This window comes from Saccharopolyspora hirsuta, assembly GCF_008630535.1.
Classification (GTDB): Bacteria; Actinomycetota; Actinomycetes; order Mycobacteriales; family Pseudonocardiaceae; genus Saccharopolyspora; species Saccharopolyspora hirsuta.
In genome coordinates, this window is record NZ_VWPH01000008.1 from 85,483 (window position 1) to 99,027 (window position 13,545).

A 13,545-nucleotide genomic window follows, 5' to 3' on the forward strand; every position below is an offset into this window, starting at 1 on the left:
CCGGTGCCACCTGCTCCGGTGATCGGTCGGGGTGAAGTCGCGCGGTCGATCGACTGCGCCAGGTGACCGCTGGGCGTATCACAACCGCACCAGGGAAGGTCCGTAGCCCCGATGGCGTTATTCTCAGTGTCCGGGTCCGCGGACCTGGGAACGCAACACCTGATCCCGGGAGCGTGCGGTGAGCCAACACGTCGAATCCCCAGCGTCGGCAGCCGACCCGGTTGCCGAGCCGCGACCGGCGTCGGCGACCCGTCGCGTCCGAGCCCGGCTGGCCAGGAAGATCACCGCGCAGCGGGCCGCCCAGGTCAAGCAGGTGCTCGAACCGCTGGCCGCGGTGCACCGCGAGCTGCACCCGCAGGCCGACCTGGGGCTGCTGCAGCGCGCCTACGACGTCGCCGAGGCCAAGCACCGCACCCAGAAGCGCAAGTCCGGCGACCCCTACATCACGCACCCGCTGGCGGTCGCCACCATCCTCGCCGAGCTCGGCATGGACACCACCACGCTGGTGGCGGGCCTGCTGCACGACACCGTCGAGGACACCGACTACTCGCTGGACAAGCTCGCCGGTGACTTCGGCGACGAGGTCGCGCACCTGGTCGACGGGGTCACCAAGCTGGACAAGGTCAAGCTGGGCGCGGCGGCGGAGGCCGAGACCATCCGCAAGATGATCATCGCGATGGCCCGCGACCCGCGGGTGCTGGTGATCAAGCTGGCCGACCGGCTGCACAACATGCGCACCATGCGGTTCCTGCCGCCGGAGAAGCAGGCCCGCAAGGCCCGCGAGACCCTCGAGGTGCTGGCCCCGCTGGCGCACCGGCTGGGCATGGCGACGATCAAGTGGGAGCTGGAGGACCTGGCCTTCGCCATCCTGCAGCCCAAGAAGTACGACGAGATCGTGCGCCTGGTCGCCAACCGGGCCCCGTCCCGCGACACCTACCTGCGCACCGTGATCGACGAGCTGTCCCACCAGCTCGACACCGCGCGGCTGGCCGCGAAGGTCGAGGGCCGCCCCAAGCACTACTACTCGATCCACCAGAAGATGATCGTCCGGGGCCGCGACTTCGACGACATCCACGACCTGGTGGGCGTGCGGATACTGGTCGACGAGGTCCGCGACTGCTACGCGGCGATGGGCGTGGTGCACGCGCTGTGGCAGCCGATGCCGGGCCGCTTCAAGGACTACATCGCCCAGCCCCGCTTCGGCGTCTACCAGTCGCTGCACACCACGGTGATCGGCCCCGAGGGCAAGCCGCTGGAGGTGCAGATCCGCACCCACGAGATGCACCGCACCGCCGAGTACGGCATCGCGGCGCACTGGCGGTACAAGGAGACCAAGGGGCGCAACGGCAGCGGCGGGCAGTCGGCCGTCGAGGTCGACGAGATGGCGTGGATGCGGCAGCTGCTCGACTGGCAGCGGGAGGCCGCCGACCCGGGCGAGTTCCTGGAGTCGCTGCGCTACGACCTGGCGACCCGGGAGATCTTCGTCTTCACCCCGAAGGGCGACGTGATCACGCTGCCGTCGGGGTCGACGCCGGTGGACTTCGCCTACGCGGTGCACACCGAGGTCGGCCACCGCTGCATCGGCGCGCGCGTCAACGGCCGGTTGGTGGCCCTGGAGCGCAAGCTGGAGAACGGCGAGGTCGTCGAGATCTTCACCTCCAAGGCGGAGGGCTCGGGCCCGAGCCGGGACTGGCTGTCGTTCGTGGCCTCGCCGCGGGCCAAGGCCAAGATCAAGCAGTGGTTCGCCAAGGAGCGCCGCGAGGAGGCGATCGAGTCCGGCAAGGAGCTGATCGCCAAGGAGATCCGCCGCCTCGGCCTGCCGGTCCAGCGGCTGGTGTCCGCGGAGACCCTCGGCGCGGTGGCCCGCGAACTGCACTACGTCGACGTCACGGGGCTGTACGCGGCGGTGGGGGAGAAGCAGCTCTCCGCGCAGCACCTGGTGCAGCGGCTGGTGGCGTTCATCGGCGGCCCGGAGCAGGCGGCGGACGAGATCGCGGAGCGGTCGACGCCGTCGACGCTGCGCGGCAAGCGCCGCAGCAGCGGCGACTCGGGCGTGGTGGTCAAGGACGCCGGTGACGTGTGGGCGAAGCTCGCCCGCTGCTGCACGCCGGTGCCCGGCGACGAGATCCTGGGCTTCGTGACCCGCGGCGGCTGGGTCAGCGTGCACCGCACGGACTGCACCAACGCCGACGACCTGCGCCGGACGCCGGAGCGGCTGGTCGACGTGTACTGGGCGCCGTCGGCGTCCTCGGTGTTCCTGGTGGCGATCCAGGTGGAGGCCCTGGACCGGCACCGCCTGCTCTCCGACGTCACGAAGGTGCTGGCCGACGAGCGGGTGAACATCCTGTCGGCCTCGGTGACGACCTCGAAGGACCGGGTGGCGGTCAGCCGCTTCTCGTTCGAGATGGGCGACCCCAAGCACCTGGGCCACGTCCTCAAGGCGGTCCGCAACATCGAAGGCGTCTACGACGTCTACCGCGTCACCTCCGCCACCTGACGGACCTCCGACTCCGCGCACTGGCGTCGTGCGAACGTGCAGTTTCCATTGAGGTTTTTCCAACCTCGTTCTGCGTGGCGGTGCCGGTGGCGGAACCTCAGCGCCCGCCTGGCTGTGGGTGCCCTGACTTATGTATGGCCAATACACGGCGTCAGGGGTCGTCCTCGCCAGGCGAACGCTGAGAACCCGCGGCGGTGCGAGTTGCGAGGGTGGGTTATGCGCCTGCGGCGCATGCCGAGCGGTGCAGTTCGCCCTTCGCAGCTGCGGTCCACGGGCAGGATGAAAAAGGCTCATTGAAACTGCGATCCCTCGTGGGTGGGATTTGCAGTTTCAATTGAAACTGCGGCCCGGGCCTCTGGGCACGCGAAAGGGGCGCCGCCCGAAGGCGACGCCCCTGCGCAACGGGTCAGGCCTGGACTTCGACCTTCTCGAAGTTGACCGGCTTGTTCGGCTTGCCGCCGCCCGGCGACGGCTCGTACGCGCCGTCGTCACCGGCGCGGGCGACGTCGTCGATGACCTTCAGGCCCTCTTCGGAGATCGTGCCGAACACGGTGTAGTCCGGGGACAGCGGCGCCTCGCCGAAGACCATGAAGAACTGGCTTCCGTTGGTGTTCGGCCCGGCGTTGGCCATCGCCAGGTAGCCGCGGCCGTACTGCAGCTCCGGGAAGGTCTCGTCGTCGAAGGCGTAGCCCGGACCGCCGCTGCCGGAACCGGACGGGTCGCCGCACTGCAGCATCTGCAGGCCGGAGGTGCCGATCCGGTGGCAGGACGTGCCGTCGTAGAAGCCCTGCTTGGCCAGGTTGATGAAGCTGTTCACGGTGCACGGCGCCAGCGACCGGTCCAGGGTCAGCGGGATCGCGCCCTGGTTGGTGTTGATGGTGGCCTGCACGGTGCCCTTGGACGACACCTCGCCGTTGGCCGGGGGCTGCACCGGCTTGCTGGGTGCCTTGCCGTCGGGCCGGTACTGGCAGGAGACCGGGTCCGCCAGCGGCGTCGGCCGCTTCGGCGGCGGCGCGAGCTCGGTGGGGATCTGGATGCCCGGCTGCGCCTGCGGCGTCTCCTGCTGGGCGGTGTCGTCGCTGGTGCGGGTGAAGTAGAAGACGCCCGCCACGACCGCGATGACCAAGACGATCGTCGCGCCGATGGTGATCGTCCGGCGCCGCTTGGCCTGCGCTTCCCGGCGCTCCATCTGGCGTTCGAGCTTCCGCTTGGCCGCCTGGCGACGTTGCTCGTTGCTGGGCACCTGCTCCCTCCCCGGAATCGGTGAACCTGATGTTGTCCGGCGAGTTTATGGGGTGCCCCGGCGGCGCTTCCTGAGAGCCCGGGAGGCGCGCGCGGCCGGGACGATAACCTGGAGGCCGACCGACCCGCGCCATCGGGTGTCGCCGCAACGAAAGGTCGCTCTTCGTGCTTGTCCTCGGGTTCCCGGTAGGACCGCTGCAGGCGAACTGCTACGTGCTCGCGCGCGGGGAGGGCGAACCCTGCGTGGTGGTGGACCCGGGCCAGGACGCCGCGGAGCCGCTGCGCACCCAGCTGCGCGAGCGTCGGCTGACCCCGGCCGCGGTGCTGCTCACCCACGGGCACTTCGACCACGTCTTCTCCGCCGGGGAGATCTGCGCGGAGCACGGCATCCCGGCCCACATCCACCCGGCGGACCGGTACATGCTCACCGACCCCGGTGCCGCGCTCGGCCCGGCCGGGCGGCAGCTGTTCGGCGACGGGGTGGCGTTCGAGGCGCCCGCCGACGTCCGCGAGATCGCCGGTGGTGACGTGCTGGAGCTGGCCGGGCTGCGGTTCGAGGTCACGCACACCCCGGGCCATACCGGCGGGTCGGTGCTGTTCGGCGTCGAGGCCGAGGAGGGGGGACGGCTGCTGCTGTCCGGCGACACCCTCTTCGCCGGCGCCATCGGGCGCACCGATCTGCCCGGCGGCGACCACGGCCGGATGCTCAAGTCGCTGAGCACCGAGGTGCTGCCGCTGGACGACGACATCGTCGTGCTGCCGGGCCACGGACCGACCACCACCATCGGGCGCGAACGCGCGGGCAACCCGTTCCTGCAGGACCTGCCCGCCCCCGACGCCCTCTCCTGACGAGGACTGAGAACCACCACCCATGAGCACGTTCACCGCACCCAAGGGCATCCCGGAGTACTACCCGCCGGAGTCGGCGGGCTTCCTGGCGGTCCGCGACACCCTGGCCGACGCCGCCCGCCGCGCGGGCTACGGCTACATCGAGCTGCCGCTGTTCGAGGAGACGTCCCTGTTCGCCCGCGGCGTCGGCGAGTCGACCGACGTCGTGACCAAGGAGATGTACACCTTCGCCGACCGCGGCGGCCGGTCCGTGACGCTGCGGCCGGAGGGCACCGCGGGCGTGACCAGGTCGGTCATCGAGCACGGCCTGGACCGCGGCCAGCTGCCGGTGAAGCTGTACTACAGCGGTGCGTTCTTCCGCTACGAGCGGCCGCAGGCCGGGCGCTACCGGCAGCTGCAGCAGCTCGGCGTGGAGGCCATCGGCGTCGACGACCCGGCGCTGGACGCCGAGGTCATCGCGATCGCCGACGAGGGTTACCGGCGGCTGGGCCTGACCGGGCACCGCATCGAGATCACCTCGCTCGGCGACAGCACCTGCCGCCCGGCCTACCGCGCCAAGCTGCAGGAGTTCCTGCGCGGCCTGCCGCTGGACGAGGAGACCCGCCGCCGCGCCGAGCTCAACCCGCTGCGGGTGCTCGACGACAAGCGGCCCGAGGTGCGCGAGATGGTCGCCGACGCGCCGCTGATGGTCGACCACCTCTCGGCCGAGGCGGAGGAGCACTACGAGCAGGTCAAGGCGCACCTGATCGACCTGGGCGTGCAGTTCGTGGAGAACCCGCGCCTGGTGCGCGGCCTGGACTACTACACGAAGACGACCTTCGAGTTCGTGCACGACGGGCTCGGCGCGCAGTCCGGCATCGGCGGCGGCGGACGCTACGACGGCCTGATGGCCGAGCTCGGCGGTCAGGAGCTGTCCGGCGTCGGGTTCGGCCTCGGCGTGGACCGCACGCTGCTGGCCTGCCAGGCGGAAGGCCTGACGGTCGGCGATCCGGCGCGCTGCGACGTCTACTGCGTGCCGATGGGCGAGGCGGCCAAGCGGCGGCTGGTCGCGGCAGCGGGCGGGCTCCGGGCCGCCGGTGTCCGCGTCGACGTGGCGTACGGCGGCAAGGGCCTCAAGGGCGCGATGAAGGCCGCCGACCGCTCCGGTGCGCGGTACGCGCTGGTGCTGGGCGAGCGCGACATCGAAGCCGGGAACGCGCAGCTCAAGGAGCTGGCCAGCGGGGAGCAGCGCCCGGTGGCGCTGGAGAACCTGGTCGACGAGGTGCGCGCGGCCGTGGCGGAGCCCAGATGAGCGAAGCCGAGTCCGTCTCGCTCGACCTCCTGGACCGCAAGACGGTCCGGACCCGGGCGCGCAACATCGTGATCGCGTCCGTCCTCGTGGCGGCCGCGTTCGGCGGCGTCGTGGGCCTGTTCGCGGGTGGCACGGGGTTCGCGATCGCGGCGGCGATCGTGGGCGTCCCGCTGCTGCTGCTCGCCCTGGTCGAGTCCCGCAAGACGCTGTCGCTGCGCGACGGGCAGGTGATCGCCCGCGCGCTGGGCACCCGGGTGGTGTCGCTGAAGGAGGCGGACCGGCTCGACCTGTTCGTCACCGACCTGCGCGGGGCGCGCACGGTGAACCTGCTGGTGGGCGGCCCGCCGAAGGGCAAGGCGATCAGCGTCTCGCTGGCCATGTACGCCGGGACCGGCGGCCGCGAGCTGGGGATCTACGCGCTGCGCCGCCTGGCGGACACCTTGGCCGCCAGTTCCGACACGCGTGCGCTGGTGCTCTCGCAGCTAATCGTGGAGCAGCTGCGCTCGGAGGCCCGGGGGGACGCGGCTCCGCAGCGGCCGCTCTACGTGCTGGCGTCGGCGGCCCCGCAGGGCCGCGTGGCGCAGCGCCTCAACCCCGACGCGGTGTCCAGGTTCGTCGCGGAGCTGGGCCGCTGATCGCAGTCGTGAGCGCGTAACGGTGCTCGAACACCGTTGCGCGCTCACGACCTGGGGCGGAGGTGCGGCGGCCGCCTGCGCACCGTGCGGGTTTCCGCGCTGGTGGCAGCGGCCTGCCCGACCCGGTCGGCAACCGACGCCCGGGGCGTGCTCTCCGCGGGCTCCCGGACGGCCACCGCGGCGGCGATCGCCGTGGTGATCGGCACTGCGGCGACCAGCCCGATGCTGCCCACCAGGGTTCGCACCACCTCCTGCGCCACGGACTGGGAGCTGACGATCTCCCCGAAGCTCCGCCCGGACAGCGCGTAGGCCATCAGCATCGGCAGCGCCGTCCCGGCGTAGGCGAGGACCAGCGTGTTCACCGCGGAGGACACGTGGTCGCGGCCGATCTGCAGGCCGGAGGAGTACAGCTGCCGCCAGGTCAGCGACGGGTTGGCCTTGCGCAGCTCCCACACCGCGCTGGTCTGGGTCACGGTGACGTCGTCGAGCACGCCCAGCGCGCCGATCACGACCCCGGCCAGCAGCAGCCCGCGCGCATCGATCGGCGCGCCGATCAGGCCGATCAGACTGGATGTGTCCTCGTCCAGCCCGGTGAGCTTGGTGGCGGCCGCGAACAATGCGCTGAGCACGCCGATCAGCGACAAGCTCAGCATGGTGCCCAGCACCGCCGTGGAGGTCCGCGCGGAGAAGCCGTGGGTCAGGTACAGCGCGATGAACATGATCAGCCCGGCGCCGACGATCGCCACCAGCAGCGGATCCTCCCCGGCCAGCACGGCTGGCAGGACGAAGCCGATCAGCACCACGAGGCTCAACCCGAGCGCGATCAGCGCGGACAACCCCTGCCACCTGCCGAGCACCAGCACCGCGGCGGCGAACACCAGCGCCAGCACCAGCAGCGGGGTGCCGCGCTGGAAGTCGACGACCTGGTAGGAGGACTGGTCCTGGGCGTCGGCCCCGGAGTAGCTGAGCACGACCTGGTCCCCGACGGCGAACCGCGGGCTGCCCGGATCGGTGGGCACGACCTGCTTGATGCTCTCCCCGGGCCGGGGCCCGTCCTGCATCCGCACGTCGAGGATCACGCAGTTGTCCTGCCCCGGCGCGCCCTCGGAGCACGGACCCGCGACCGCGGAGAGGACCTCGCCGTTCACCGGGTGCTGCCCGAACCCGAGATCGGCCCCGCTGCGCTGCTCGTGCCCGAACGGGTACAGCAGCAGCACCCCGACGATCGCGGCCAGCGCGAACGGCACCAGCGCGATCGCCAGCACCCGCTTGACCTGCTTGGACGCCGGTTCGGCCGGTCCGTGCCCGTGCCCGTGGCCGTGGCCGCTGGCGGGACGCCGTTCCGGGCTGTTCGGGCGACGGTGGCGGGCGCGGTGGCCACCACCGGACGCGGGCGGCTCGGCAGCAGGAGGGCGCTCGGTCACCGGCCAATTATGCGGACTGCCCGATCGGCGTCATCCGGAGAGGGCATCAGCGGCGCTGTGCGCACAGCCCGTCGCAGCGCCGCGATCAGATCCTGCGGACGTCCAGGCGGGTCTCGGCCGCAGTGCCGTCGGGGGACCGCTCCACCCGGTACGCGCCAGCGCCGTCCTTCTCGCCCAGAGCTTCGACCATCTCGGTCCCGCGGTAGAGCAGGCCGACGCCGTCATCGGTCGCGTACCCGGGAGGCAGGGTCCCGTCCGCGATGAGCGACTGGAACAGCGGTCGGCGTTCCCGCTCGCTGTCGTAGTGGACGCCGTTGGACCACGGGAGCAGCCCGAGCCCGTTCGTGACCGGCCGGAGGGCGGGGCCGAACGAGTCGGTGGTGCCGCCGGAGTGCCAGCAGATCGAACCGGCCGAGACGCCGGTGAGGACGACACCGGCCTCCCACGCCTCGCGGAACGCGGCGTCGAGCTCGTGCAGGCGCCACATGGCCAGCAACCCGGCGACGCTACCGCCCCAGACCCACAGGACGTCCTGCGCGAACAGGTGTTCGCGCGGGTCGTCGACGTTGGGCATCGGGAACAGCGAGAGGTGGCTCGCCGCCCACCCCTCGCGCCACGCGTTGTCGTAGAAGGTCGAGATCAGCCGACCGTCGTCACCGCACGCGGTCCCGATGAAGCACACCCGCGGGTTCCGGCCGGTGACACCGGCGAGCTCGACGGCGTACCGGGTCAGCGGACCGACCTCCCAGTGCAGTCGCGGGGAGGCCCGGAAACCTCCGGAGGTGGCGAGGATCGTCGGCGCGTCGGCGGGCATGCGCGGAGAGTACCGAGGGCCGCCCGACCCCGTCCCGGAAGATCGAGAAGTCCGGGCAGCGGGGTTCCACGATCGGTTGATGTGGGGAAATGCCGCTCGACAGGTTGTCGAAACTGTGTTCGAATTGAACCATGCGATGGGAACGACAGCGAATCAGCCCGCCCGCGGAGGAGGCCGCGCTGCCGCTCGGGCTGCCGGAGCCGGTGCGCGGGAGCGGTCGCGCGGGGTTGCGCTTACCTGATCCGGTGCCGATCGAGGCGGGCACCGAGGACGCTTACGCGATCGAGGTCCAGGCGAAGTCGATCATCAACCGGGTGCCGGGCGAGTCCGCCGTGCCGTTCGGCTGGACGATCAACCCGTACCGGGGCTGCGGGCACGCGTGCAGGTACTGCTTCGCGAGACGCACTCATACGTACTTGGACCTGGACGCGGGGCACGACTTCGACAGCAAGATCGTGGTCAAGGTCAACGCCGGGGCGCTGCTGCGCAAGGAGCTGGCCAGCCCGCGGTGGGCGGGCGAGCCGATCGCGATGGGGACCAACACCGATCCGTACCAGCGGGCGGAGGGGCGCTACCGGTTGATGCGGGAGATCATCTCGGCGTTGCGGGATCGGGCGAACCCGTTCTCGATCCTGACCAAGGGGACGTTGATCCTGCGCGATGTGGATCTGATCGTGCAGGCCGCCGAGGTGGCGCCGGTGTCGGTGGCGGTCTCGGTGGGCTCGGTCGACGAGCGGCTGTGGCGGGCGGTCGAGCCGGGGGCGCCCTCGCCGCGCCGTCGGCTGGACGTGGTGCGCCGGTTCGCCGACGCCGGGATCGGGTGCTCGGTGCTGATGGCGCCGATCCTGCCCGGGCTCAGCGACGGCCCGGAGCAGATCGACGCCACGGTGCGGGAGCTGGTCGCCGCGGGCGCCGCGAGCATCACGCCCCTGCTGCTGCACCTGCGCCCCGGGGCCCGGGAGTGGTTCCGCGGCTGGCTGCAGCGGGAGCACCCCGAGCTGGTGCCGATGTACTCCCGGCTGTACCGCGACGGCTCGTACCTGCCGAAGTCCTACCAGCGGGAGGTGCTGGCGCGGGTGGCGGAGGCCAAGCGGCGGCACGGTGTCCGCCCGCAGCGGGCATCGCAGTTCCGCGACGTCGGCGGCGCCGCGAGGTCGGACGCCGAGGTGGCGGAGGTGCGGCAGCTCAGCCTGCTGTGACGTGCCGAGCGGCCGCGCCGCGCGGGTCGGATCGACCGCTAATGCAGATGCACATCATTTTCGATTGGAGTTCGCGCTATGTTGTGGAAAACGATTGCTGTTTCGTTTAGGAACTTGGCCCGCTGTTTCCGGGTCGTTAAAAATTCGGCGATCTCGTGCTGGATTCAACCGATGTTCGGAAGCGGCCGGATATTTAGTCACGCTCCGTACCTGCCTGTTTTGTCGCTTCCCCTTATCGGGTGGTGGTGCGGGAGGACGAACTGCAGCCCAGCTGGTCCTCGGGCTGCCACCGGACGCCGAAGACGCCCATCCCGAAGTCCAGCGCCACCGCGTGGGTGCGGCCGAACCGGTCCACGGTCAGCGGCTTCGGGGGTTCCACCTCCTGCGTGGTGGAGTCGCCGACGTAGCTCTCGCAGCGGATCGGCGGGTGCGCCGGGTCGAACTGCAGCTCGGCCACGTACTGCCGCACCGGGAGCCGGAACAGCCGGCAGAAGCTGTGCTCGACCTCGTTCGGGCCGGTCGGCGGGTCGATGATCTCGTACTCCAGCAGCAGCGTCTCGCCGCGCGCCAGCGCGCGGTCGAACAGCAGCTCGGCGACCACCAGGTCGCGGGCGTGGTCGGTGAGCACCTGGCCGAGCCGGCAGGACCGGATCGGCCGGATGATCGGCGGGGTCTCGCCGGACGAGGCACCGTCGAACATGATCACCCAGCGGTCCACGCCGTTGGTCTCGGCCCGGACCAGCTTGCGGGTGCGGATCTTGCGCAGCTCGCCGCGCTGGTCGACGTGCACCACGTCGTGGTGGCTGAGCCGGGCGAGCTTGCTGTCGTGGCTGGTGTCGATCTTGGTGAGCAGTTCGGCGGCCGACTCGTTCTCCGACCACAGCGCGCTCAGCGGCGGTGCCTCGGCCGGGGCCTGGCGGGTGCGGCCGCGGGGTCGTGGCGGGCCGAGCAGCGCGGACAGCGCGTTCTCCGGCACGCCCAGGACCTGTTCCAGCTGCTGGAGCGCGAGCAGGGAGTCCGGGCGCTCCGGGCGGCGGCGGCCGGACTGCCAGTAGCTCAGCGCCGTGATGCTGACCGGGGTACCGCGGGCGCGCAGCCGGTGCTGGATGCGCTCCAGGCTCAGGCGGCTGGCTCGGATCGCGGTGCGCAGGGCGACCTCGAACGGCCCGGTGCGCAGCAGTTCGGCGAGTTCGGCCGACAGCGCGTTCGTCCCGGGTTGCGCGGTCCGGACGGTCGGTTGCGCGGTGGGGCGGGCCTCCGTTTTCGGGCCGATCATCGTTACTCCTCGTGTCCGCCGAATCCGAACTTACGCTAATCAGTGGATCTGTGATCCGCAACGACCGAGTTCCGGTTGGCGTCTCCAACTAAAGTCGGAACAGGGCTGGCTTAAGGTGGTATTCAGTCCTCCGTGCTTCGGGCTGCCGAACAATGCCGTTGCCTGATCGTCGTCGATGCTTCGAAACAGGTGAATCCTTACTCATCTGGACCGGAATTGGTATCGACCATTTGGTGTCGCCGTGGCGAACGGGCGAACGCGGCAAACCTCGCGCCGGTCGCGGCGCCCGGGGCCGGGACCCGCCGGTGACCCTGCGCTGCGGTGGATCGACGCGCGGCACCTGCCCGGCGTGCGCCGGGCCCCGTTGGCTAGCCTTGAAGTCCTGCGTCCTGCCTGCTGAGCCCGCATGTCGCGCGGTCCCGGCAGCGCTGGCGACGCCAGAAGCTACTGCCGTCGAAACGCTGGAACAGCGGAAGAAGGAGCTCAGTACCCGTGATGCGCACGCACGAGACCGGATCGCTGCGCGCCGGTCATGCCGGGCAGACCGTCACCCTCGCCGGGTGGGTGGCGCGCCGTCGCGATCACGGCGGGGTCATCTTCATCGATCTGCGCGACGCTTCGGGCGTCGCCCAGGTCGTCTTCCGCGAGGGCGAGATGGCCGAGCGGGCCCACCGGCTGCGCTCCGAGTTCTGCGTCCAGGTCACCGGCGAGGTGGTCCGCCGCCCCGAGGGCAACGAGAACCCGGAGATCGCCACCGGCGAGATCGAGGTGACCGCCACCGAGCTGGTGGTGCTCTCCGAGTCCGCGCCGCTGCCGTTCCCGCTGGACGAGCACCTGGAGGTCGGCGAGGAGGTCCGGCTCAAGCACCGCTACCTGGACCTGCGCCGCGCCGAACCGGCCCGGGCCATGCGGATGCGCAGCGAGATCAACCGCATCGCGCGGAACGTCCTGCACGACCTCGACTTCGTCGAGGTCGAGACGCCGACCATGACCCGCTCGACGCCGGAGGGCGCGCGGGACTTCCTGATCCCGGCCCGCCTGCAGCCCGGCAACTGGTACGCGCTGCCGCAGTCGCCGCAGCTGTTCAAGCAGCTGCTGATGGTCGGCGGTCTGGAGCGGTACTTCCAGATCGCGCGCTGCTACCGCGACGAGGACTTCCGCGCCGACCGGCAGCCGGAGTTCACCCAGCTCGACATCGAGATGAGCTTCGTCGAGCAGGACGACGTCATCGAGCTGGGCGAGACGATCCTGGCCGCGCTGTGGCGCGAGCTCGCCGACCACGAGATCCCGCGCCCGATCCCGCGGATCACCTACGCCGAGGCGATGGCCAAGTACGGCACGGACAAGCCGGACCTGCGCTTCGGCCTCGAGCTCACCGAGATGACCGAGTACTTCAAGGACACCCCGTTCCGGGTGTTCAAGGCCCCGTACGTCGGTGCCGTGGTGATGCCGGGCGGCGCGAGCCAGCCGCGGCGCCAGCTCGACGCCTGGCAGGAGTGGGCCAAGCAGCGCGGGGCCAAGGGCCTGGCCTACGTGCTGATCGGCGAGGACGGCACGCTGTCCGGCCCGGTCGCGAAGAACCTCTCCGAAGCCGAGCGGGAGGGCCTGGCCAAGGCCGTCGGCGCGAACCCCGGCGACTGCGTGTTCTTCGCCGCCGGCCCGCGCTCGGCGGCCCGCGGTCTGCTCGGCGCGGCCCGGTTGGAGATCGGTGAGCGCTGCGGCCTGATCGACCACGACGCCTGGGCGTTCGTGTGGGTCGTCGACGCCCCGATGTTCGAGCCGGTCGACGAGACCGACGACGTGGTGGTCGGCAGCGGCCGCTGGACCGCGGTGCACCACCCGTTCACCTCGCCGAACGCGGACTGGGTGGACAACTTCGAGCAGGACCCGGCGAACGCGCTGGCCTGGGCCTACGACATCGTCTGCAACGGCAACGAGATCGGCGGCGGCTCCATCCGTATCCACCGCTCGGACGTCCAGGAGCGGGTCTTCGAGCTGCTGGGCATCTCCCACGAGCAGGCGCAGGACAAGTTCGGCTTCCTGCTGGAGGCGTTCAAGTTCGGCCCGCCGCCGCACGGCGGCATCGCCTTCGGCTGGGACCGGATCTGCATGCTGCTGGCCGGTGCCGACTCGCTGCGCGACGTCATCGCCTTCCCGAAGAGCGGCGGCGGGTTCGACCCGCTGACCGGGGCACCGTCGCCGATCACCATCGAGCAGCGCAAGGAGGCGGGCATCGACGCCAAGCCCGCCGCGCAGGTCGGCGACCAGAGCATCTCGGTGTTCCCGCCCGGCGTGGTGGAGAAGCAGGGCTGACCCGG

At 71.1% G+C, this 13,545-nt stretch carries 10 protein-coding genes; 6 read left to right on the forward strand and 4 right to left on the reverse strand.

Annotation, left to right across the window (positions count from 1 at the left end; genetic code table 11):
* The first annotated feature begins 178 nt into the window (after window positions 1-178).
* Complete coding sequence (locus F1721_RS18525; protein ID WP_150067975.1) at window positions 179-2,497, forward strand: RelA/SpoT family protein; 2,319 nt, start codon at window positions 179-181, stop codon at window positions 2,495-2,497.
* Between the two features lie 406 nt (window positions 2,498-2,903).
* On the opposite strand, the gene F1721_RS18530 is transcribed toward F1721_RS18525, so the two are convergent.
* Window positions 2,904-3,740: a peptidylprolyl isomerase gene (locus F1721_RS18530; protein WP_150067976.1), complete on the reverse strand. Its 837-nt coding sequence runs from the start codon at window positions 3,738-3,740 to the stop codon at window positions 2,904-2,906.
* Between the two features lie 164 nt (window positions 3,741-3,904).
* Here F1721_RS18530 and F1721_RS18535 point away from each other — a divergent pair, with 164 nt between their 5' ends.
* Genes F1721_RS18535 through F1721_RS18545 form a run of 3 tightly spaced genes read left to right on the forward strand, consistent with a single transcriptional unit; the run spans window position 3,905 to window position 6,514 of the window.
* Window positions 3,905-4,588, forward strand: a complete 684-nt coding sequence (locus F1721_RS18535; RefSeq protein WP_150067977.1) for an MBL fold metallo-hydrolase — start codon at window positions 3,905-3,907, stop codon at window positions 4,586-4,588.
* A 22-nt stretch (window positions 4,589-4,610) separates the two neighbouring features.
* On the forward strand, window positions 4,611-5,879 hold the full coding sequence (gene hisS, locus F1721_RS18540) for a histidine--tRNA ligase (RefSeq protein WP_150067978.1): 1,269 nt from the start codon (window positions 4,611-4,613) through the stop codon (window positions 5,877-5,879).
* Window positions 5,876-6,514 carry a hypothetical protein gene (locus F1721_RS18545; RefSeq protein WP_150067979.1) on the forward strand — a complete coding sequence of 213 codons (639 nt, stop codon included), beginning with the start codon at window positions 5,876-5,878 and terminating at the stop codon, window positions 6,512-6,514. Before hisS ends, F1721_RS18545 begins: the two co-directional genes overlap by 4 nt.
* Window positions 6,515-6,558: 44 nt before the next feature.
* Here F1721_RS18545 and F1721_RS18550 read toward each other — a convergent pair whose 3' ends face one another.
* Both F1721_RS18550 and F1721_RS18555 read right to left on the reverse strand, forming a co-directional pair.
* Window positions 6,559-7,938, reverse strand: a complete 1,380-nt coding sequence (locus F1721_RS18550) for a YibE/F family protein (protein ID WP_211840522.1) — start codon at window positions 7,936-7,938, stop codon at window positions 6,559-6,561.
* 85 nt (window positions 7,939-8,023) lie between these two features.
* A complete protein-coding gene (locus F1721_RS18555; RefSeq protein ID WP_150067980.1) occupies window positions 8,024-8,752 on the reverse strand; it encodes a Type 1 glutamine amidotransferase-like domain-containing protein in 729 nt (242 codons plus the stop codon).
* A 131-nt stretch (window positions 8,753-8,883) separates the two neighbouring features.
* Here F1721_RS18555 and F1721_RS18560 point away from each other — a divergent pair, with 131 nt between their 5' ends.
* A complete protein-coding gene (locus F1721_RS18560) occupies window positions 8,884-9,951 on the forward strand; it encodes an Rv2578c family radical SAM protein (protein WP_150067981.1) in 1,068 nt (355 codons plus the stop codon).
* A gap of 232 nt (window positions 9,952-10,183) precedes the next feature.
* Here the strand turns inward: F1721_RS18560 and F1721_RS18565 are convergent, their stop codons facing one another.
* A complete protein-coding gene (locus F1721_RS18565) occupies window positions 10,184-11,227 on the reverse strand; it encodes a hypothetical protein (RefSeq protein WP_150067982.1) in 1,044 nt (347 codons plus the stop codon).
* A gap of 492 nt (window positions 11,228-11,719) precedes the next feature.
* On the opposite strand from F1721_RS18565, the gene aspS reads away from it, so the two are divergent.
* Window positions 11,720-13,540 carry an aspartate--tRNA ligase gene (gene aspS / locus F1721_RS18570; RefSeq protein ID WP_150067983.1) on the forward strand — a complete coding sequence of 607 codons (1,821 nt, stop codon included), beginning with the start codon at window positions 11,720-11,722 and terminating at the stop codon, window positions 13,538-13,540.
* Window positions 13,541-13,545 lie beyond the last annotated feature (5 nt).

Bases quoted from the DNA above. Each gene is read 5' to 3' on its own strand.
- hisS (WP_150067978.1), top strand. From the start codon at position 4,611: ATGAGCACGTTCACCGCACCCAAGGGCATCCCGGAGTACTACCCGCCG.
- F1721_RS18545 (WP_150067979.1), top strand. From the start codon at position 5,876: ATGAGCGAAGCCGAGTCCGTCTCGCTCGACCTCCTGGACCGCAAGACG.
- F1721_RS18555 (WP_150067980.1), bottom strand. From the start codon at position 8,752: ATGCCCGCCGACGCGCCGACGATCCTCGCCACCTCCGGAGGTTTCCGG.
- F1721_RS18560 (WP_150067981.1), top strand. From the start codon at position 8,884: ATGCGATGGGAACGACAGCGAATCAGCCCGCCCGCGGAGGAGGCCGCG.
- F1721_RS18565 (WP_150067982.1), bottom strand. From the start codon at position 11,227: ATGATCGGCCCGAAAACGGAGGCCCGCCCCACCGCGCAACCGACCGTC.